This window comes from Ruegeria sp. CK3, from assembly GCF_056536565.1.
Window position 1 is genome coordinate 289271 of the sequence record NZ_JBQFPV010000005.1, and the last position, 21566, is coordinate 310836.

The 21566-nt window shown below is 53.0% G+C and carries 17 protein-coding genes and 5 pseudogenes; 13 read left to right on the top strand and 9 right to left on the bottom strand.

The genetic code is table 11. The features are described 5' to 3' along the window. Positions 1-62 precede the first annotated feature (62 nt). The gene (locus ACR0C3_RS09075; protein ID WP_480758126.1) at positions 63-1385 is read right to left on the bottom strand and encodes an adenylate/guanylate cyclase domain-containing protein; all 1323 of its coding nucleotides are present in this window, start codon (positions 1383-1385) and stop codon (positions 63-65) included. Between the two features lie 174 nt (positions 1386-1559). Between ACR0C3_RS09075 and ACR0C3_RS09080 the strand changes: the two genes are divergently transcribed. Together ACR0C3_RS09080 and ACR0C3_RS09085 are read left to right on the top strand one after the other, a co-directional pair. Continuing rightward, on the top strand, positions 1560-1925 hold the full coding sequence (locus ACR0C3_RS09080; RefSeq protein WP_480758127.1) for a cupin domain-containing protein: 366 nt from the start codon (positions 1560-1562) through the stop codon (positions 1923-1925). A 272-nt stretch (positions 1926-2197) separates the two neighbouring features. Beyond that, positions 2198-2428 (top strand): hypothetical protein, encoded by a 231-nt coding sequence (locus ACR0C3_RS09085; protein ID WP_480758128.1) that lies wholly within the window; start codon positions 2198-2200, stop codon positions 2426-2428. A gap of 264 nt (positions 2429-2692) precedes the next feature. Here the strand turns inward: ACR0C3_RS09085 and ACR0C3_RS09090 are convergent. Then, a pseudogene (locus ACR0C3_RS09090) lies at positions 2693-3392 on the bottom strand (IS5 family transposase). 161 nt (positions 3393-3553) lie between these two features. Here ACR0C3_RS09090 and ACR0C3_RS09095 point away from each other — a divergent pair. The 4 genes and pseudogenes from ACR0C3_RS09095 to ACR0C3_RS09110 all read left to right on the top strand — a co-directional run. Continuing rightward, positions 3554-3763 (top strand): hypothetical protein, encoded by a 210-nt coding sequence (locus ACR0C3_RS09095; RefSeq protein WP_480758129.1) that lies wholly within the window; start codon positions 3554-3556, stop codon positions 3761-3763. 172 nt (positions 3764-3935) lie between these two features. Then, complete coding sequence (locus ACR0C3_RS09100) at positions 3936-4409, top strand: hypothetical protein (RefSeq protein WP_480758130.1); 474 nt, start codon at positions 3936-3938, stop codon at positions 4407-4409. A gap of 235 nt (positions 4410-4644) precedes the next feature. Next, positions 4645-5880 carry a metallophosphoesterase family protein gene (locus ACR0C3_RS09105; protein ID WP_480758131.1) on the top strand — a complete coding sequence of 412 codons (1236 nt, stop codon included), beginning with the start codon at positions 4645-4647 and terminating at the stop codon, positions 5878-5880. 112 nt (positions 5881-5992) lie between these two features. Continuing rightward, positions 5993-6343 (top strand): annotated as a pseudogene (locus ACR0C3_RS09110) (DDE-type integrase/transposase/recombinase); the annotation flags it as partial. 154 nt (positions 6344-6497) lie between these two features. On the opposite strand, the gene ACR0C3_RS09115 reads toward ACR0C3_RS09110, so the two are convergent. Both ACR0C3_RS09115 and ACR0C3_RS09120 read right to left on the bottom strand, forming a co-directional pair. Next, complete coding sequence (locus tag ACR0C3_RS09115; RefSeq protein ID WP_480758132.1) at positions 6498-6710, bottom strand: hypothetical protein; 213 nt, start codon at positions 6708-6710, stop codon at positions 6498-6500. A 19-nt stretch (positions 6711-6729) separates the two neighbouring features. Next, the gene (locus ACR0C3_RS09120; protein WP_480758133.1) at positions 6730-7032 is read right to left on the bottom strand and encodes a hypothetical protein; all 303 of its coding nucleotides are present in this window, start codon (positions 7030-7032) and stop codon (positions 6730-6732) included. A gap of 184 nt (positions 7033-7216) precedes the next feature. Here ACR0C3_RS09120 and ACR0C3_RS09125 point away from each other — a divergent pair. The 3 genes and pseudogenes from ACR0C3_RS09125 to ACR0C3_RS09135 all read left to right on the top strand — a co-directional run bounded on the left by ACR0C3_RS09125 (position 7217) and on the right by ACR0C3_RS09135 (position 11477). Then, positions 7217-9121: pseudogene (locus tag ACR0C3_RS09125) on the top strand (DUF3604 domain-containing protein). Between the two features lie 272 nt (positions 9122-9393). After that, positions 9394-10464, top strand: coding sequence for a DUF1214 domain-containing protein (locus tag ACR0C3_RS09130; RefSeq protein ID WP_480758134.1), 1071 nt, complete (start codon positions 9394-9396; stop codon positions 10462-10464). Between the two features lie 14 nt (positions 10465-10478). Continuing rightward, positions 10479-11477, top strand: coding sequence for a DUF1214 domain-containing protein (locus ACR0C3_RS09135; protein WP_480758135.1), 999 nt, complete (start codon positions 10479-10481; stop codon positions 11475-11477). A gap of 788 nt (positions 11478-12265) precedes the next feature. On the opposite strand, the gene ACR0C3_RS09140 is transcribed toward ACR0C3_RS09135, so the two are convergent. Together ACR0C3_RS09140 and ACR0C3_RS09145 are read right to left on the bottom strand one after the other, a co-directional pair. Then, positions 12266-13009 carry a porin family protein gene (locus ACR0C3_RS09140; protein WP_480758136.1) on the bottom strand — a complete coding sequence of 248 codons (744 nt, stop codon included), beginning with the start codon at positions 13007-13009 and terminating at the stop codon, positions 12266-12268. A gap of 410 nt (positions 13010-13419) precedes the next feature. Further along, the gene (locus tag ACR0C3_RS09145) at positions 13420-13893 is read right to left on the bottom strand and encodes a cupin domain-containing protein (protein ID WP_480758137.1); all 474 of its coding nucleotides are present in this window, start codon (positions 13891-13893) and stop codon (positions 13420-13422) included. Between the two features lie 129 nt (positions 13894-14022). Between ACR0C3_RS09145 and ACR0C3_RS09150 the strand changes: the two genes are divergently transcribed. Both ACR0C3_RS09150 and ACR0C3_RS09155 read left to right on the top strand, forming a co-directional pair. After that, positions 14023-14562, top strand: coding sequence for a TetR/AcrR family transcriptional regulator (locus ACR0C3_RS09150; RefSeq protein WP_480758138.1), 540 nt, complete (start codon positions 14023-14025; stop codon positions 14560-14562). 132 nt (positions 14563-14694) lie between these two features. Then, a pseudogene (locus tag ACR0C3_RS09155) lies at positions 14695-15381 on the top strand (IS6 family transposase). Between the two features lie 75 nt (positions 15382-15456). On the opposite strand, the gene ACR0C3_RS09160 reads toward ACR0C3_RS09155, so the two are convergent. Together ACR0C3_RS09160 and ACR0C3_RS09165 are read right to left on the bottom strand one after the other, a co-directional pair. Then, a complete protein-coding gene (locus tag ACR0C3_RS09160) occupies positions 15457-16338 on the bottom strand; it encodes a DUF5666 domain-containing protein (protein ID WP_480758139.1) in 882 nt (293 codons plus the stop codon). Between the two features lie 43 nt (positions 16339-16381). After that, entirely contained in the window at positions 16382-17179 is a 798-nt protein-coding gene (locus ACR0C3_RS09165; protein ID WP_480758140.1) for a DUF6502 family protein, read from the bottom strand. Between the two features lie 193 nt (positions 17180-17372). On the opposite strand from ACR0C3_RS09165, the gene ACR0C3_RS09170 reads away from it, so the two are divergent. Continuing rightward, positions 17373-19811 carry a fasciclin domain-containing protein gene (locus ACR0C3_RS09170; protein ID WP_480758141.1) on the top strand — a complete coding sequence of 813 codons (2439 nt, stop codon included), beginning with the start codon at positions 17373-17375 and terminating at the stop codon, positions 19809-19811. 171 nt (positions 19812-19982) lie between these two features. Continuing rightward, a pseudogene (locus ACR0C3_RS09175) lies at positions 19983-20646 on the top strand (IS6 family transposase). A gap of 63 nt (positions 20647-20709) precedes the next feature. Here the strand turns inward: ACR0C3_RS09175 and ACR0C3_RS09180 are convergent. Then, a complete protein-coding gene (locus ACR0C3_RS09180) occupies positions 20710-21558 on the bottom strand; it encodes a TauD/TfdA dioxygenase family protein (protein WP_480758142.1) in 849 nt (282 codons plus the stop codon). Between the last annotated feature and the right edge of the window lie 8 nt (positions 21559-21566).

Genomic DNA, 21566 nt, shown 5'->3' on the forward strand with positions numbered 1-21566 from the left:
AGTGCCCGCGCCTCAAAACGCGCCGCAACGAGTGTTTGCCAAAAGCCTATTGCAATTGAGCGCTACGTGGTGATTGCAAAAGAAAAGACCTCTAAGTCTTCATCAAAACCCCGCAAAGAATGCCGCCCCAATTTTTGTGGCTCGTCAGATACCAAGTTCACAAAATCGCCCGTTGCCAAAAGCCGCGCCTCCAGTTTTCGCGTCAGGCCTTCTAACCTGCTGACAATCGCGACTGATGTGCCAGTTACCGTAAAATCCAAGCGCCTTTCGGTGCCAACATTCCCGTAGACAGCGGCGCCCGTGTGCAAACCAACGCCAAATTCAGCACGGTCTGATGGATCAAGTTCTTCATTCCTTTGAAACGCTTCACGCGCTGCGGACAGGGCTGCTTCGCACATGTCCTCAGGTAGTCTTCGTTGACCATCAAAAGGAAAGATCGCAAGCAACCCATCACCAACGAATTTGAGAATCTCTCCGCCGTGATCGTGTACCGCCCCACCAACACAATCGAAGAATTGGTTAACCGTCGCGACATATTTTTCCGATGACAAGCGCTGGCTCAAAGCCGTTGAGCCGCGCATATCACTGAACAAGAGAGCACAGTCAATTCTGCTGATATCTCCACGGGCTATTTGACCGTTAAGTACAGATCGACCGGACACTTTGCCTAGATAGACCTCCATCAATTCTGCTGCCAAGAACTGCTCCGACAATACACGCGCTGCACCAAGCAAAGGTAAAGATAGCCGCGACAGACCATCTATCTCACGGTCCGTGAAGCCAGCACGACGCTTTGTAGCAAAAGAAACAGACGCGCCCAAAGCCCACTCCATCTCTCCGTCAAAGACAACAGTACGATTGCCGAATGGCGCACTGAATACGACATAATCGGTGACACCTGCTTGAGCGAGTTTTCGGAATAGCGGAAATTTGTCGCGGGTCGCTTGGTCAGTCAGATTTGCACGCATGAAAGGAAACTTGATTGTTCCGTTCGAAAGTCCGTCGGCTAAGTCCCATACTTCCTTACTAAAGTGCTGTTTGGCAATCTCATTGGCCAATTTCGAATTCTCTCCGAAGGGTGCTTTATCAAAGAGATCAGCCGTTACTGAGCTGCGTGGAAGAACAGTCCATTCAATACGATGGTTCGAAGCATCCCACGTTGCATCGAGCAATCCGATTACAGGGTGCATCATAAGGCGGCCCAAGGAAACACGCGTGACCGGCACGCCACCATCGATCAGCCTGTTACTTAACTGCTCGACTAGTCCACCAAGATCAGCATCAAAAAAGGCCAGCTTTTGCAGCCAATCTGCAATGCGGTCGAAAACATCCGCCATACCATAAACCTCCGCCACCATCTTGTTACAGCCGGAGGCTCGTGTCATTCGGTTTGTCTTCGAACTCTCAATTCTCTAACAATGAGATCGCAAATTCTTTTGCGCATTCGCTCTCAGTATTCAGGCGATCGTCAGCATCAGAGCCCAATTTGAGTTTTGCTGCTTTTCGTCACAAAGTCCGGGGTTTGTTTTTTAGGCAATTCAAATAGGAAGGGCAAAAAAGTGAAATTCATAAAATTGTACTCAGACGCCCAAGGCGAAAGCCATTGGAAAGATATCGAAGTTGAATTTGAGGAGCAAACATTCGCGCCGCCTGCGAAAGCAATTGAGATTTCAAAGCCCGAGGCGGCTACGCAAACCATGTTTTTGAGGCTCAAGAAAGGTTGGGATGAACCAATTCATCCTACACCTGTCGCTCAAAAGCTCATTTGTCTTTCTGGCGCGGTACGAGTGACCGCGAGCGATGGCGACTTCAGGGATATTGGACCAGGCGACGTTTGGCATATGGAAGACAAGCACGGCAAGGGTCACCATACAGTTGTAACAAGCGACGAAGACTTTCTGTCTATGATTGTACAATACGAGTAGCCGACCCACCACCGGCCTTCATTGCAAAGCTGTCTTTCAATATCGGCCTGCTAAGGTTTACTTAGTCCGCATAGCCGACATCGAACCTCTTTGCGGCAAAGGTCTGCATAGAGCCTAAATTGGCCGTAGCTCCGACAACTAGCCGCGACAGCTATGCGGATACTTCAACCTGGTATCCGTTCGGCTAAGTGTGCCAGATTGCCGCTTTTTTCAGTCAACTGTGGAAATCGATTGTTAACCTCTAACTCCCCTTTAACCACGAGGAGTAGAAAATGAAAGACAACTACGATTTTCAGATCGCTGACGAAGCAACGAAGTTTCAACAAAACAAAAACCGACAAGAGAAGTCAAAAAGGCGCAACGGAATTGTAGCAATGGCTGCCTTTGCACCGCTTTGGTCCGCTGCGGACCCACGAAGCAAGCTCTATCAATTCAAGCGTTTCGCTCCACTAATGTTTTTTTCCATACTGATTGTCTTTGTCTGTTTTGAAGCGCCTTCATAGACGTGATGGTCCGTCGTCAGTGGTTTTTGTGACAGATGGAGCGCAAGAGATTTGTCTCGTAAGACTTTCATCACAAATTGAGGGAAATCGGGTTTCAGAGAACCAAAGCCATGCGCCACCCTGCCGCATGAAGGTCTGCCGCACATCTCTTAACGACAAAACGGCCACACCTAACTGAGGTTCGAACAAGACTTCTAGGGACAGGACTCATAGCCAATAGATGACGAGAGCTGCAAGGGCGATTGCTGAGAGGAAACCCTTCGGTCAACTGTAGTAGCGGGTTGTCACGCGGCGCCAATCCTTGAGCCTGCCAAACATGATCTCGATCCGGTTGCGGCATTTGTATCGGCGCTTGTCGTACTTCACAATCATCTTGACCTGCTTCAGACAACGATACAAGTGCGTATCTCTTTGTCTTGCAACGCTTCTCGGAACCAAACGGGGTTGTATCCGCGATCTCCGAGTAGCCAATCGACATTCGGTATGCGGCTGAACAGAGCCCGAGCACCGATGTAGTCGCTGACCTGTTCTGCGGCTATAACCAGGTTCAGCGGGCGTTCCTGACTGTCGCAGATGGCCTGCAGTTTGGTGTTCATGCCGCCCTTGGTTCGGTCAACCAGGCGTCCACGCCCCCCTTTTGACGCCGATGCTGGTCGCTGTCCGGTGAGTCTTCAGATAGGTCGCGTCGATCATCACAGTCTTCCGTTCGCCGTGCTCAGCGGCCAGGCCAGCCATCATTCGCGCGAAGATGCCCTTGTCGCTCCACCTTTTCCATCAGATTGTAAAGCGTCTTGTGCGGTTAATAGGCAGCAGGGGCATCCCGCCACCGCAACCCATTGCTATTGATGAAGATAAGCCCGCTCAACACACGCCTGTCATCGACGCGCGGCTTACTGTGGGGCTTAGGGAAGAAGGGCTCCAGACGCACCATTTGCGCATCAGTAAGCCAGAGGAGATCAGACATGTTCACCGCTCGTTGCTGAACCGTAAAACACGCCGCAAAACGGAAATCTATGGGCCCTGACCCTAGCATTAAGCTACGTTAATCATTGTTAAATGCGATGTTTAGCGAGAGGCCCAATCTAATCCTTAGACGAAATGATTAGTTCAAAGGAGGGTTTAACAATGGCATATGCCGAATATACTTCTAATAACGTTATCTTTTCTAACCTCTTTTCTTCTGCCGAGGAAAGAAAAGCAAAGCGTGAAAAGAAAGCTGAGTATAAAAGGAAAAAGCGCGAAATCGACATGATGTCTGAGCGCGAACTCTTGGATCTTGGCTACTGTCGACGTGACATGCATGAGATCCTCTATCGCCACTATTTTACGGGCTAACCCGGAAAAAGCAGCGGAATACACCGAGCAAATAGATCCTTACCTTCTCGATCTTTGAAAATGTTCGAACTGCGTTTGATTGTGAGAGAACAATGCCCGCGCAGTAAGGTCTATTCGGTCTTCGTTGATCGCTTCCGAAACAAATAGCAATGCATTTTCATAGGAGATCAAAATGATCACATCCAAGTTTATGCGCAATGCTGCTGGTGCAGGTTCACTTGCTTTTTGCGGTTCAATAGCCATGGCGGCAAATGCCGTTGCAGATGAAACACCCGACTTACGCGGAGTATGGAGTAGTACTCACACTGTTGTTGGGTTGCCAAATGAAAACAGCGATGGTGCCCCTCGTTTTAATCAGTCCGAGTGGATACTTGAGATTCGGGAACATGAAGACAACGTATTCTGGGGCACGAGCAGTTGGAGCCGCATTGGTTCGGAACGTTGGAATGAAGCTCAAGTAACTGGCTCATTAAAAATGGATGGCTCCGGAGACATCTCTATGCTTGAGAGCCGCGGCAATACTACACATCGCGTCAACGGACTCGTCGATGCCACTTTCGAAAACGGCAAAATCTATGCTGATTTCCGTAGCTTGCATAGTGGTGTAACCTATAGCGCGGTACTTGAACGAGACAGCACAGGTTAATTGAAAAGCTAGCCCAGCGCAGTTGTAATAGCGCCCCCCAGCTTGTCTGTTTCCGGGCCGCGAATACAGTTTGCGCACCCAGCTTGTACGCCGTACGCGCCTTAGCCATGTTGCGACTACAGGAATCTCAGGAGCGGGAATTTTAGGGTTTTTGAATTTGTGATGATTGTTCATTGAAAACTGAGCGGCCTCTACGTTCAAGTAAGCTTGTATCATTTTCCGAAAAGGGGCCGGCATGTTGACCAGAATCGCTTCACTTGTTTTCGTGGCATGGGTATGGCTGTGTTTTACGGTTTTTTCTTCCAAAGCTGACGTGTTGCATCAATGGGTCCAACTCGGACCGGACGATAAAATCATTGTGAGAGCAATCACTGCCTCGCCTGACTGCCCCTTGTTGCAAATCGATGGTCAGGCTGTTGCGATGAGGAAGCGAGCGATGCCACAGGACCAGTTTCCTCATCTGGTTTGCGAATACCGCGCGCCAAAACTGGCTCAGAAAATAATGCTTGATGGAAACCCGCTGCCAACGCTCAAGCCAAACGTACAACGAATTGCTGTGATCGGGGATACTGGGTGCCGAATTCGCGGTGTTAGAGTACAAAACTGCAAGGATCCAATTGCTTGGCCGTTGAATGCCATCCTAGAGGAAATTGCATCCAGATCACCGGATTTGGTCATCCATGTTGGTGACTACGTGTATCGAGCATCGGAATGCCCGGATGCAGAAAAGTGCGGCGGATCTCCATTTGGTGATACCTTCACATCTTGGTCAGTAGATTGGCTGGACCCGGCGGACAGTCTGGTCAGGCGCGCCCCGTTTGTCTTCCTGAGGGGCAATCACGAAAACTGTGGACGCGGCGACAAAGGGTGGTTCCGGTATTTCGAAACCGGGTCCGTTCCATCAAGTTGTCCCGTTGTAACCTTGCCGTGGATTGCTTCGATTGATGGTCTTGATCTGATTTCGTTTGATTCCTCGGCTGGCCCGGCACCACACAGCAGCACTGACCTGGTAGAAGTCTATGGACGCATGGCCAGAACCATGTTTGGCAAAACCAGCGGTGAGGCTTGGTTTCTCACGCATCGACCACTATGGGTAAACATGCACGCCTTCGGGGAACTGATTGATGGTGATGACACACAGCGGGCGGCGCTCAGCGGGGTCATTCCAGAAACAGTCAACCTTATTTTGTCAGGCCACATCCATGCGTTTCAGGCGATTGATTTACTAGACGGTCCAGTGCAGGGAATAAGCGGTAACGGAGGAACGCAGCTCGATCCTATGCCTACAGATATTGCTACCGACGTTGAAGTTGCTGGCAGCTTGGCAAGTGTCGTCGTGAGCAATAGCGACTTCGGTTTCTTACTGTTATCCTTGGAAGCAGATGGTAACTGGTCGATGGACGCAATCGATGCAGAAGGAAGAACCCGGAATCGGTGCCATCTTATCGGGCGAATGCTTTCTTGCGAATAATGGAAAGCCGAGTCTGCCAAGAATGGTTCCGTGTATTGATCCGTTTGCTCCAGTGTTTTGGTGTGACTCATTTTAGTCTGCGCGGTCCGCAGCGCATCGAACCGTGACACGCGCGGTTATGAAATTCCTCAAGAAGTTGGTGAAGCGACACGGTAAGGCAGAAACCGTCGTCACGGATCGCTTCGCATCGTATCGGGCGGCTCTCTGAGAGCCTGGAGCTACCGAAAAACAGCAGACGGGCAGGTGGCCCAACAACCGCGTCGAGAATTCGCACCTGCCTTTCCGACGAAGAGAACGCGCGATGCAGCGTTTCAGGCGCATGCGAAGTTTACAGAAATTCGCTTCCGTCCATTCTGCCGTCTACAATCAATTCAACCAGGAAAGATCGCTCACCAGCCGGGACACCTTCAAGCTGACACGCACCGCCGCTCTTGCCGAGTGGCGTCAACTGTGTTCCGGATAGGTTCAAGGTTTCGGCAGCAAATTAAGACTGGCTAGAATTCGTCTGACAGAACCCAGCCTTGAGGAGGCTGAGGTCCATTCCCCGACTTTAGAACGGGCCTGCATAGTCAATTGAGCGGTGTGTCGATCAAGTCTATTGCGTCCGGGTTAAGCAACTAACCGGCGAAATCCCATCTCTGCAGAACGTCCCTGATGCGCGCCATCCTTTGTGCGTTCGCCACGACCTCTTGCATTCCATCGCTGACACTCTCTTCGGGCAGAAAAAACTCTTCAAAGCCACAGGTATTGCACGCAGCTTTCTCTCCAGTAATCACGGTGTCGGGAGATCCACATTCTGGGCATCTTGCGAGAACATCATCGTTGAACATTCCTCGGCCTCTCTTCCGCTTATCGATTGCCAGAACCAGGTCCGCCTGCCAGCAATGCTGATTGGCGCATCTGCTGGAATTCTTCCAGCGTGACGGTTCCGTCGCTGACACCGATTCCCTTGTGTATTCGTGCTATTTTGAATCCGACCACACGTACGCTGCCCCGTGTAATTTCCGGGCAGCTAGACTTATAGCAAGTCAGCCCACTCGTGTTGATTAGGATGGCATTTTGAGCGTTCTCGTCGGTCGTCAAAGGAGGCTGAGGAGGTGGGCTGCGAGCCGAATTCAAAACGGCAAACCCGAAATATATCCCTTTATTCATTTGCTATCTCCTTTTTTGACCAAAATAGGTTTGCAACCGTTCAGTCAAATTTTGGAATCGTCAGCATCGAACCCAAAGCTGTCATTCAACCTCATTAGGGCAATCTTTTCGTGATCCAAGTCAAACCAGCCACCTGAAAGTGTGTTACGCTTGCGCAGATTTCGCGGCGTTACGGGAGGGTTCGATGAAGCAGTTGGTTGCTGGAGTGAGTTTGAGTGCCCTTGTGACTGGCGCGGGGTTGGCGCAGTCCTATGTAGGCGACATTGCGATTGATCCGGAGGGCGTACGGCTTGGAGCGCAGCATTACTCGCCATTTGTCGACCAGTCCTTTCCCAACCGGGTATTCTGGGGTGACACTCATCTGCACACGTCCTATTCAACGGATGCAGGAATGGTCGGCAATGCCCTCGGGCCAGATGAAGCGTTCCGCTTCGCTCGTGGCGAGAAGGTTCGAGCTTCGCTTGGCGATTACGCTCAACTCGTGCGACCACTCGACTTTCTTGTTGTAGCTGACCACGCCGAAAATCTTGGTCTAGCTCCCATGATTTCGGAGTCGAATCCACAGCTTTTAGCCAACTCCTGGGGTCGTCAGGTCCATGATCTGGTGAAGGCGGGCGATCCATTGGCAGCCTAAGTGCTTTGGGGCGAGTCTATGATGGTCAACACCGATCCTCTGGATGACGACGACCTGACGCGGACCTTTTACAACCGTATTGTCGACACCGCTGAGCACTACAACGAGCCCGGTGTGTTTACGGCCTTGAATGGCTTTGAGTGGACGTCAGTTACCAATGCAAACAACCTCCACCGGGTCGTTATGTTCCGTGACGGTGCCGACAAGGTCGCGGACATCGTCCCATTCTCCAACTATGACAGCTCGGATCCCGAGGACCTGTGGGACTGGATGGAGGCGTACGAGGCGCGGACGGGTGGTAAGGTCATGGCCTTTCCACACAACGGGAACCTCTCTAACGGCCTGATGTTCGACGACGCGCGTGCAAATGGCGAACCTTTGGATGCTGCTTATGCCGAAAGGCGAATGCGGTGGGAACCACTGTATGAGGTCACTCAGATCAAAGGCGATGGTGAGGCGCATCCAATGCTCTCACCCAATGACGAATTCGCCGATTACGGTACTTGGGATCGCGGGAACTTTGGAACCGAACTCAAGACACCGGAGATGCTGCCGCGCGAATATGCCCGGGACGCTTTGGCGAGGGGATTGAAATACGAGGAAGAGATCGGCGTTAACCCGTTCAAGTTCGGCATGATTGGTTCGACAGACAGTCACACGTCGCTCGCGACGGCACGGGAAGACAACTACTTCGGCAAGGCGTCGATGGCAGAGCCAAGCGCAATTGAAGACCGCATTTCTGAGAACCTTATCCAGCCAGATTTCCTTGGCGACGAAATCACGGTCAAACACTACGAGACCATCGCCTCAGGTCTCGCTGCTGCTTGGGCGAGAGAGAATACTCGAGAAGCTATCTTGGATGCGTTTAAGCGTAAGGAAGTCTATGCCACAACCGGTCCACGAATGACCGTGCGTGTTTTTGCTGGATGGGACTTTGAACCAGAGGAGGTTCATCGGCCCGACTTCGCAGCCGAAGGATATGCCCGTGGCGTCCCTATGGGCGCTGATCTTTTTGACGGACCTGAAGGTTCTGCACCCAGATTTATGGTTCGTGCTCTCCGCGACCCCGACGGGGCGAACCTGGACCGGATTCAAATCGTTAAGGGTTGGGTGGATGCGAATGGCGAACCCCAGACGAAGGTTTTCGACGCCGCTTGGGCTGGAGACCGGGTGCCCAACGCCGACGGCATTCTTCCACCCGTAGGGGACACTGTTAGCGGCGCGGACTATACAAACACCATTGGTTCCGCTGCTCTTGGTGCTCATTGGGTGGATCCTGAGTTCGACCCAGCTCATCGTGCCTACTACTACGTCCGCGTTCTTGAAATCCCGACGCCGACATGGCTAGCTTATGACGAAGCTTTCTATGGCAACCTCGAGTTGCCTGAAGACGCTGTGATGGTCCACCAAGAGCGAGCTTATACCTCTCCGATTTGGTATGCGCCGGGACTCTGATATTTGATATTTGATGTTCGTCCAGTCTGTCCTCGAGAGGTGACCGTTTGGACAAAATCCAACCAATGATCGGAATGAGACCAGAGCGAATTTTCCCCAGAAACCCTCTGCCGACATACGTCAAACAGCAGGAAATGACATTTCTCACTCCGGCTTCGCTAAGTAATCCAAAGAATTTGCATATCGAATCCAACGGCGTGTTCTTGGGGCGTAAAGCTTGACGCAGGTCAAAGAATTCTGAGGTCAAACGCGCATATTGGCTTGTTATTGGGATGTGGGGGAAAATCGCGATGCGAGTAAGTCAAATTGCCTTGGCTTTGGCAACAATTGTCGGAACAAACGGGCAAGCGCAAACGACGACCAATACCCTTGAGGGTCTGATCGAGAGCGCGGAAGTGTCGATCACCGCGGACAATTTCATCCGGGCGGCCACAGACCTTGAGTTTCAAAAATATGTCTCGCTCGCGGGTGGCATCAATCGGTTCTACCATTTCCGGGAACCGACCCCCGTCGAAAATCAACCGACGATCCGGATGAACCGCGACACACTTTATAGCACAGCAGTTGTTGACATTAGTGAGGGTGCGACGCTGATCCTTCCCGAAGTCGCGGATCGGTACATGACGGCAATGGTCGTCAATCAGGACCACTTCATAAACGAGGTGTTCTTCGGTGGCGGCACCTATACCCTCGACATGGAAACGTTCGACACCCCGTACGTGATTGTGTATCTCCGCGTGCTGGTCGATGCCGCAGATCCAGAAGACGTGGCGGCCGTCAATGTGATCCAGGACGCAATGACAATCGAGGCCAATGCATCGGACCCATTCGTGACCCCGAACTACGATGACGAAGCTTTTGAGGCGGTAGTGGAACAGCTGCTGCCGCTCGGTGCCCTCGGGTTCGTGCCAGACAGCTCCCGCATGTTCGGTAGACGAGAAGACGTCCATCCCATACGTCACATGCTCGGCACGATTGCCGGTTGGGGCGGGCTGCCAGAAGGGGAAGCATTCTATCCTGCGTTTTTCCCAGGTCTGCCAGTTGGCGCGTACAAGATAGAGGTGCCGCAGAACGTACCGGTGGACGCTTTCTGGTCGGTGAGCATGTATAATGCCGAAGGCTTCTATGAACCGAACACTCTGAACGCCTACAGCATCAACTCTGTCACCGGCGCGCAGAATGCTGACGGAAGCATGACTATCTATATTGGAGCCTGCGACGACGGGCGGGTGAATTGCTTGCCCATCACCGAAGGCTGGAACTACGTGGTGCGCCTGTATCGCCCCCGTCAGGAGGTCCTAGATGGAAGCTGGACCTTTCCCGGCGCGCAACATGTGAATTGAGAAGGAGGTCAATGATGTTGAAGAAATTGGTTCCGATTGCACTGCTGGCCCCATCTCTGGCTGTTGCCGAACCAGTGACGCTGGGCACCTTTGTCCGGGCGGAGACGGATCATATGTTCCGTGCCAACATGGCCGCTTTTGACGCGGGTGTTGGGGAATTGATCCACGTTCGCAAACCGACAACCCCTGGCAGTCAACCGGTTATCCGGATGAACCAGGACACACTCTACTCAGGGATCGTCTTGGACCTGTCCGATCCGGTTGACTTCACTCTGCCTGATCTGGGCGAGCGATACATCTCGATGCATGTGATCAATCAGGATCACTACATGTTCGTCGAAACCGCGCCTGGGACCTACAACCTGACCGAGGAAAACGTTGGTTCTCGTTTTGCCTATGTGACTGTACGGATCTTCATGGACGCCAACGATCCTGACGATGTGATAGCGGCACATGCCGCTCAGGACAGTCTTATCGTGACTGGAGGTGGGGCAGGTCCGTTCGAAGCGCCGGATTGGGATCTGGATGATCTCGCACAGGCACGCATTGCATTAAGCAACCTTGCCGAGCTGGGATTCAGCAGCTTCTACTCGTTTGGCACTGAGGAAGAGACCAGGCCCATCGATCATTTGGTTGGAACCGCTGCCGGCTGGGGCGGACTGCCGCGAACGGCTGCGCTCTATGAAATCGACAGCGTCGATGCAAATGATGGCGAAACACCACATTCGGTGACGGTGAATGAAGTCCCGGTTGACGCGTTCTGGTCGATTACGGTCTACAACGCCGACGGATATCTGGAAGCAAACGATCTCGGTCGAAACAGTCTCAACAACGTTTCAGCAGAAGCCAATGCCGACGGTAGCATCACCATCAATTTTGGCGCCTGCGAAGATGGGCGCGCGAATTGCATACCGATCACGCCAGGCTGGAACTACACTGTTCGGCTATATGAACCTCGTGAAGAGATCTTGAACGGAAATTGGTCCTTTCCTGCAATCGAGCCGTCTGATTAAGAGGGCATTTAAGCTGGTTTCTAGGTTGCTGCTGTGCGCGACTTAGAAAACACTGAATTCTGCTTTACAGCCACTTGGTGTCCAAATGTTCGCGCGCTAAAGGCAGGGCAAAATGTGGTGGTGATCTAAATACCCGCGCCGTCATGATCTGGGATGACAGACAGCGCGGGCTATAGTCTGGTCATGGGACTGCCCAGACTATCTGGAACGCGTATTTGGGCAAGCGAAGTTAACCAGATTGGTGTGGCCACTGCTTCACGACAGTGTTGTCCCAATTGTTAACCAACTACCTGCATAGTTCGCCCCTACCTTCAAAAGCAGGACTGCAAGATCTAATACTCACGCAAGCATAGTCCGCGCGATAAAAATATTCTTCCCGCGCGTAAAAATACTTGAATTGTTGCATCTTGGATTCAAGTATTCGAATGCGTGGCAAATCTGTATTACCTCTGTTGCTCACGCATTCGCCAGATATGTCTGGTTCGCCTCTTGGTGACGTGGAGTGAGTGGCGTCGCCAAGAGGCCATCATTTGTTTGAATGGCACTCGTGAGAAGAGCTCGAGTTTAGGATTGCATAGTAAAACCATGGCCTCTGCCACACTAATGTCAGTATCGTCTACAAATTAGACATCCAGTGTAGTCGAGCGAATAGCTGCTTCTCGCCCAAACAGGAGTTGTCTGTCTCAAGCTTTCACGGAAACAGCAATCTTTGCAAATCCGTTGCTTCGTACAGCGCTATCGAATCCGTGTTACGCACGCATAAATGCACACAGTTTTTCGGGTGCTAATCAAAAGCGGTATGTCGCACCGATAACCGGCCCCGACTGACTGAAAGTAAAGTCGTTGCCGTTGATCTCGTGATCGAACGAGATGTAGCGATATCCGCCTCTAATCATCCATCTTTCGTTTATTGAGTAATCCGCGGTCAACAACACTTGCCAGGTCTCGCTGTCGCTGCTGAATCCGCCATAATCTAAAAACGCCGTGCCGGTCCACCTGTCTGAGAACTTAAACCGAGCACGGGCTCCGATAACGGGGTCAGTCCAGTCTGCGTCCACAGTGGTTGTCCGCCCTGGCAACGCTCCAGGTGACAGCGTGAACTGGGTTTCTGTACTAAACCACCTGAAACCTCCTGCAACGTCTACCTGAACAGTTGAATCTTCATAGACCCGGTAACCAACATAGCCGCTCAGAAACTGCGTCTTGAGCGACGTGTCCAGCCCGGAAAATGCGGTGCCAGGTGTGTCATCTCCGAAAGAAAGGTCGGTGTAGTTGTAGTCAGCTAGCAAGCTCCACCGTCCATTGCTGGCAGCAATTGTACCCATAAACGCAAGGTCCAAATTGCTTAGCGCGTCCGAAAAACTGAGCGTGGCATCGATGTTGCCTCGTGGAGTGTCCAGCGACGTTTCGGTCTCTGGCATGAACAGGTAAATAGTGGCTTCGAAATTCCAGTCGCTGGAATGAGCTGCCATAGGTGCCGCCAAAAACGCTAAGCTTAAGAACGCGGTTCTCCATGTGGGAAGCCGTTTCATTATACCCTCCAAACAAACACCGACTGCAAGAACATTCGACAGCGAAGGCTTGAACTTGCATTCCAGCATTCTGATATGAATTAGAGTTATAGCATTGATCTGAATCAATATGATCCGCGTTCTACGCAGTGCAGAAAGAGCATATCATTCAGAGTTAGCATCAGCTAAGGTGTACTGAACTTGGATAGAATAGCTGCTCAAACGATCCATCAGCTCTTGTTTTGAGGGAAAACCCGTTCGGTACGCGGAGCCGCCATTGGTCAAGTTAGCAAGCCCCGCATAAAACTTCGGAAGACCGGTTCCAGCCCACTAAAGTCGTTTCAAGTGTGGTCCCGTGTTTTCAGCTTGGCACATTTTTCTAACTCGTTACCGAAACGTTAATTCGCGGGCTCCCATTTCGACGATGAAGTTCAGACAGGCTCACTTTGTGGCGCCAAAATTGTCATACCAGCCTTTTCGGCTACCGCCATGATGGCCGGAATGTCGGGTGGCCCATCGGGAGCAGGAATGTCTGTGGTGCCGTCAGGCATTACTTCACCCGCTTCGGTGAAGAATGTATCGTGCATTTCTCCTGGGGCGTTGATGCACAATAGGCGACCTGGGCTTTGCCCAACACAGGTAAACGCATGCACGGCGCCGTCCGGGACTTTCACGAAATCACCGATGCTTACAATTTTTGTTTCGCCGTTCAGGAAAAATTCAAACTCACCTTCTAACACATAGAAGCTTTCATCTTCACCGGCATGATGGTTGGGTGGCGCGCCTGCACCTGGGGCGGTCTTGATCTCGACGATGGTGCAGCGATTTCCGGTTTCAGCAGGAAACGCGTGGAATGTCAGAAGATTACCGAGAAGGTGATATTTGCGTGGGCGAGACTCTGTCATTTCAACGGCTCCCTTTACTTCGATGAATGTAGCTATATGATACATAAATCTCGTCATGAGACAAGTGTATCATTAAGGACGCGCGATTTGGCTCCTCGAACCAATCAAAAGAACAGAACAAGAGAGGCATTGCTGACGGCGGCACGTGAGCTCATGTCCGAAGGAGAAAACGTGACCCTTGCTAGAGTCGCAGAGCGCGCGAGAATTGGCCGCGCGACGGTATATCGGTACTTCTCCGACCCCGGCGTTTTGGCCCTGGATGCGACCCTTGACTTAGAGGTGACTCCAACTGCTAGACTGCTGGAAGGACTTGACGATGTACGAAGCCGTGTGCACGCGGTGGCGCGCTACTATCTGGATTTCTCGCGCGAACATGAGGCGTACTTCCGTCAGTTTTTGGCTGAGTCTCTAAGGGCATCACTTCAGGACAGTACTGTCAAAATGCGCGGTGCCAGAAGGGTGACAGCATTTGGCGAGGCCCTTTCACCCGTTCGTGGCTCTATGAAACAGAGCGATTACGATGACCTGACTTTTCGTTTGGCCATGACAACAGGCATGGAACAGTTTGTAGTATTGGAAGACATACTGCGAGTAGACCAGCAGAAAGGGTACCGGTTGCAAGAAGGTCTGGTGGACGCTGTGCTTGATCAATACCTGCCGAAAGTGTGAAAAATACCAGCAAAGCAGTCTTGGCTATACGGACGCTTTGTCCGCACTTCCGGCATCAATGCAAGATTCAGCAATAGTCTTGTCAGGAGAACTCGACTTGTGGCGCGCAGGACGGTTGCATAGCTTTTGCCCATGACCAGACCTGCCTCTTTCAAATACTTTAAGACCAGTCCCGAGATCATCCGTCTTGCGGTGATGCTGTACGTCCGTTTTCCGCTCTCGCTTCGGATTGTTGAAGACCTTCTGCACGAACGTAGGATTGGCCTGAGCCACGAGACTGTCCGATATTGGTCGAACCGTTTTTGGTCCAATATTTGCGTCAGAGATCCGAAGAAAGTGTGTTCAGCAATTGCGAGCATAATCGAAATGGAAGTGGCATTTGGATGAGGTGTTTGTGAAGATCAATGCAAGGCGGCGTTCTCTTTGGCAAGCTGTGGACTACGAAGGCGAGGTGCTGAAAGCCGTTGTCACCAAACGCCGAAACAAGCAGAACGCGTTGAAATCCTCAAGAAATTGATGAAGCGCAACGGTTTTGCAGAGGAAACAATCACAGACCGCTTCGCTTCCGACAAGGCGACGCTAAGAGATTTGGGGGCTATCGAAAAACAAAGGACGGGCAGGTGGCTCAATAACCGCGTTGAGAATTCGCAATTGTGGTTTCGCCGACGCTAACGCGCCATGCAGCGTTTAAGGCGCATGCGAAGTTTGCAGAAATTCGCTTCCGGCTATTCCTCCTTACTCAACCACTTCAACTAGAAAAGATCGCTAGCCCGCCTAGAGACCTTCAAGATGACCCGCGCCCTCGCTCTTAGCGAATAGCGTCAACTTTGCTCCGGATGGGTTCGCGGTTTCCGCAGCAAACTGAGACTGGTTCGAATTCGTCTGACAGTACCTTCACAGGCTTGTTTCCAAAAGCAGCCGCCACCGCGCGCCGGGGTTATCGGGAAGAACCAACGCCGAATTTGCTGCGAAACGGCCCGTATAGGGACCACTGAACAAAACCCGCTGGTCTTGAAACGGCGCAAGGTTCAGGTTTCTTGCAAAACTGTGCCCCAATCCGGCGATCCGAAAACCGGGAGCCGCACTGGTTGGTTCCAGCCAGCCTTCGACGGACAGTGATTTGAGCGGCCCCGCAGCGCCGGTAAAGCGGTCAAATTCAATTTTCTGCACGTCCATCGCGCCCTTCGTCGTATCAAAGCGTCCAAGAACCGTCGCAAACCGCCCACTTTGCCCCAGTGTGGTTGCCCCGCTGGAAAGCTGCACACCCGAGACATAGCCACGACCTACCGTTCCCGCCACCAAATCCAAAGGGCCCGGAGCCTTAGAAATGCGACTGGCAACAACAGTATCCCCGCGCCACAAACCAGAAACAGCCACTCGGTCTCCAATGCTAAACCCCGTGATCCGCGTTTCTACGAAAACAGCGACACCGTTGACCGTTAGCGTGCCCTCGCTGGAGTCAAGCGCGGTCACCACCCCGACAAGCGGGTAAGTCAGCTCGACTCGCCGCGCGATCACCTTGCCCGAGGCGAAACGCTCGGCCTCGACTGTCAGGCTGTCCCCCGCACGCAACTGATCAACGGGCAAAGGTCCAAATCGCGTCTCGACGCGGGTCTGTTCGTCTGTTTGAACGGTCTGACCGGCTAGGATCAAACTGCCAAAATCTACCAGAACACCAACAATCCCAGTGCCCCCAAGACCACCTTCGACATCGCGTTTTGTCGACTGCGCCCACCCCGCGCCCGGCAACAAAGTTGCACACAACCCGGAAGACATGAATGTTCTGCGATTGGGGCGACAACTGGTCATCGTAGTAAACTCACTCTTCTTCGTCTTCTCGATAAAAATAGATACCAAATCGAAAACGGTGTGTGGCCGACCTTTTTTCGTGGTCGACCTGTTGATATGAGGCGGCCTCTTGCGCCACTTTGCGCAGCGCCTCTGCACCGGTCTTGCGGGCCTCAGCCTCAAGCGCGTCCAATGATGTTTCTGCAAGGCAGTTGAAGAATGCGGCCCTTTCGAAATGAGGCGGGGTCTCAGCCAAAAGGTTGTCGACCGCGGCCTCCATATGGTCGCCAAGGTTGCGGGCAAAAAAATCGAGCTTCTGATCCAGATCTTCGGGGCCGAAAACGGCCTTGGGATTAAGCGCAAGGAAAGCGTCGTCAACGGTTACAAGACCCTGACGCTGAAGTTCGTCTAGAATAGTTCTGGGGCGAATGTCGCGGTTGGTTTGGGCCGCCAACTGATCAAACTCTGCCCGCGTCATCGGCCTTGGAAGGCCCGATTCATCCGTGAGTTTCGGATCGGTCATCCAGCGTCCAACAACAGTCGCGAGTGTAGAAACGCGCCGCTGAACCGGTTTGATGTCGGACGTAACATGGGCCCGCATCGCCTTGACGTCGCGACGATGAACACCTGTTATGACGCTGACCCGACTGTCCGTTGCCTCGAGGCCCAGCTCTTCTAATGCAGTGTCCACATAGCTTTGTTTTACAAAGCGATAGAGCTGTGGCGCGGTCATCCCCTGCGCAATCAGCGCACGCGTCAAAGGGCGCAATAGCGCCTTGATCGCATGTTCGAACAGAACTGACTTGGTAAGAGAATGCTTGCCGCTCATGATGAAACACTATGGCTTCGTGTGAAAAAATTCCACGCCTCCCCTTGTCATTTTTCAGCATCGCGACATTTCGTCCGTTAATTGTGTGAAAATTACACACGCAATTTGGGCACACCCGGAGGAACACGTGATGGCGACTTACAAATTTACCGCTTTTGAGAATGCAGACCTTTTTGGGTCAGGACGCATAGAAATGAACGCGGAATTCACGTTGCCACTTAGCCCGACGGTGGAAGTCTCGGTCACGGACAATGACGAGAACCTTTCAGGCGATGCGAGGTTCAATGAATTCGGGGATGACTTGTCCGGGCAAACCGCAACGCTGACCAGGGCCGACAGCGAAGAGACCGTCGGCTACAACGGCCGGATCTACGCTGAGAACGTGTGGGAGCTTTCCGGCGACGATGGTCAGATCTACAAGCTGGTGGAAGTCGAACAACCTGGGTTTTTGCCTGACAACTTCACCTTTCTTGGCAACGTTCCTCCTGCAGGCACGTCTTTGACAGTTGTCAGCGCGTCGAATGTCAAAGGGGTCGGTTTGGCGTATGAGGATCTTGGTGCAGGCGATATTCCCCCCAACATCGTGGACATTGCGGCCGGGTCGGATGACTTCAACATCCTGGTGATGGCGCTGCAGACGGCCGGTCTGGACGGTCTCGTGCGGGACGCCGACGATATAACCGTCTTTGCTCCGACCGATGCGGCCTTCACGCAGCTGGCGGTCGATCTGGGTTTTGAGGGAGACACGACCGACGAAGGCGCTGTCTTCGGCTTCATCGCCGGCGCGCTGACCGATCTTGCCCCGGACGGAGACCCGATCCCGCTGTTGCAGAACATCCTGTCCTACCACGTCTCTCCCGGTGCTAAAACGGCGGCCGAGGTCGATGCTGCGGATCAGGTCACGACCCTGCTGGACGGTGCGACTTTCGGTTCGGAGGGCACTGAGCTGGTCGACAATGAACCCGATATCGACAACCCCAACATCGTTGCACCGGACATCGCGGCCTCCAACGGCACCATTCAGGTCATCGACCGCGTCCTGTTGCCCATCGACATCCCCGGCAATGGACCCAACATCGTTGACATCGCGGCCGGGTCGGATGACTTCAACATCCTGGTGATGGCGCTGCAGACGGCCGGTCTGGACGGCCTCGTGCGGGACGCCGACGACATCACTGTCTTTGCTCCGACCGATGCGGCCTTCACGCAGCTGGCGGTCGATCTGGGTTTTGAGGGAGACACGACCGACGAAGGCGCTGTCTTCGGCTTCATCGCCGGCGCGCTGACCGATCTTGCCCCGGACGGAGACCCGATCCCGCTGTTGCAGAACATCCTGTCCTACCACGTCTCTCCCGGTGCTAAAACGGCGGCCGAGGTCGATGCGGCGGATCAGGTCACGACCCTGCTGGACGGTGCGACTTTCGGCTCGGAGGGCACTGAGCTGGTCGATAATGAACCCGATATCGACAACCCCAACATCGTTGGACCGGACATCGCGGCCTCCAACGGCACGATTCAGGTCATCGACCGCGTCCTGCTGCCCATCGACATCCCGGGCAATGAGCCTGTCGAGCCAGCCGATCCGACCCTTGCGGGAATCGTTGCGGCAAGTGGCGGTGTCTTCGACGACGATGCAACAGATTTCGACATCCTGTTCAATGCGGTTCAGGCTGCAGGCCTGGTCGAAGCCCTTGACGATCCTGATGCCAGCCTCACCGTTTTCGCTCCGAACGATGCCGCCTTCGTCGCGCTAAGTCAGGCGTTGGGCTTTGAGGGCGGGGATGAAGCAGGCGCATTCGACTATTTGGTAGAAGCACTTGCACTTCTGAACGGAGGCGATCCAATCGGACTCTTGCAGAGTGTTCTGCAATTCCACGTAGCCCCCGGCGAATTGGGCTCAGACGAGGTGCTGAACGCAACCTCGATCCAGACCTTGCTGGATGGCGCCACGCTTGGCGTCGATGGCACGACGCTGGTGGATTCGGATCCCGACATCGCGGATCCTAATCTGATCGCAACGGACGTGCCGGCCAGCAATGGCGTTGCGCATGTGCTGGACGGCGTTCTTCTACCGGCAGATTTGCTGCAATCCGACGGTTCAAATGACGTCGATTTCCTGATCAAAGACGATCAGTCAGACTATGTCCGGACCGGGCGTGACAATGATTTCGTCGACGGAAATGGCGGAAATGACAAGATCCTTCTGGGCCGTGGTGACGATGTCGGTTTTGGGGGTCTTGGGAAAGACAAGGTATTTGGAGGGCGCGGCAATGACAGCCTCTACGGCGACGATGGGGCCGACTACCTAAGCGGCGGCAGGGGCGATGACATGATCACCGGCGGGGCCGACAATGACCTGTTGGCTGGCGGTCTTGGAGCAGATACGTTCATCTTCAACTTGGGCGATGGGCATGACAAAATTCTAAGGTTCCAGCAAGGACAGGACACAATTGATCTGTCCGGTGCCGGGATCTCGGGCTTCGATGAGCTATCCAATATGATTGAAACATCCCTGTTCGGTGCTACAATTCACCTTGGAGAAGAACAGAGCATCTACGTGCAGGCCTTCAACCTGGATCTGGATGAAACCGACTTCATTTTCGCCCCAAGCGCGTACGACACAATCGCATAAGGGCCCAAACGAACTGAAAATGTGCCCGTTTGGATCCAAGCGGGCACATTTTTGTCTGATCAGCAAACTGGTCCTGTCAGAAGAACTTGGTTTGAGGCGGGCAGGCTGCTCTCGTAGCCTTCGCGCATGATTTAACAATCGCCATTCAAGTACTTCAAAACCAGTCCCGAAATCATCCGCCTTGCTGTGATGCTTTACATCAGGTTTCACGCTCTCGCTTCGGAATGTCTAAGATCTGCTTCATAAGCGAGGCATCGATGTGAGTCACGAAACTGTCCGATATTGGTGGAACAGGATTGGCCCGAAGTTTGCTGCTGAGATCAGACGGAAGCGTGTTCAGCAGCTGCGCGCATTTTTCAAATGGAAGTGGCACGTGGACGAGGTTTTCGTGAAGGTAAATGGCAAGCGGCACTATCTTTGGCGGGCCGTTGTTCACGAAGGCTAGGTGCTGGAAACAGTTGTTATCAAACGCCCAAACAAAGCTGCAGCACTGAAATTCGTCAAGAAATTGATAGAGCGACACGGTTGAGCGGAAACCATCGTCACATACCGCTTCGCATCGTATCGAGCCGCGCTCAGAGAGCTAGGAGCCGCTGAAAAACAACAGACGTGAGGGTGGCTGAACGACCGCGTCGAGAACTCGCTCCTCCCGTTACGGCGGCGCCAACGCGCGATGCAGCGTTTCAGGCGCATGCGAAGTTTGCAGAAGTGCGCCGCCGTCCATTCCTTCGTCTACAACCATTTCAACCAGGAAAGATCGCTAGCCAATCGAGACACCTTCAAGCTGACCCGCGCCACCGCTCTTAGCGAGTGGCGTCAACTTTGTTCCGGATAGGTTCGCGGTTTCCGCGGCAAACTGAGACTGGTTCGAGTTTGTCTGACAGCACCTTGGTCGACGCTAAACAGGTCTATCGCCTTTCACGGTCACACGTCGCCCTTTTCGCTCTGCGGGCCAATAGTCCCAGATAGCACGATGCATACAGCACCGGTTGTCCCAAAAGGCCATGTCGTTGAGCGTCCACCTGAACCGGATTTGATAGTTGATTTGCTCTGCATGCTCGAAAAGCATGTTGAGGATTGCATCGCTTTCCTTATCCGACATGCCCAAAATCTTTGTTGTAAATGTCCGGTTCACAAACAGCGATTTCCGGCCCGTTTCCGGATGAGTCCTAACGATCGGGTGCACTGCTTCGGGGCAATCAATTTCGCTGTCTTTTTGTCCCCGGTCGCTGTAGCGGCCTTTGTAGATATGCTCTGAACTATGAAGCGCAGATAATCCGTTGATCATATTTTTTATCGGCTCAGAAAGATCGTCGTAGGCCGCATACATATCACTGAACATGGTGTCCCCGCCGCAGGGAGGGGCGATATGGATTTGTAGCATAGTTCCAAGGGGCGGCGTCTCGTCGCAAGAGACGTCAGAGTGCCAGAACTCACCGTTGGCTACCTTGGAATTCTTCGTTGCATGGATTTCGAATATCTCTGGATATCCTTCCATTGTCGGGGCCGCAGGGTGCGCATGAAGCGGTCCAAAACGTTTCCCAAATTCGATGTGCTGCGTAGGCGGTATTTCCTTCTGCTCTTTGAAGAACAGCACCTGGTAGGTGTGAAAGGCGTCGCAGATCTCAGCAAACTGATCGTCAGGCACAGGCTGGCTCAAATCGACTCCGTAGATCTCGGCGCCAAGGTTTGGAGCGAAGGGTTTGGCAACGATGGAAGCATAGGCGTTGGATTTGGGAGCAACCATAAGCACCT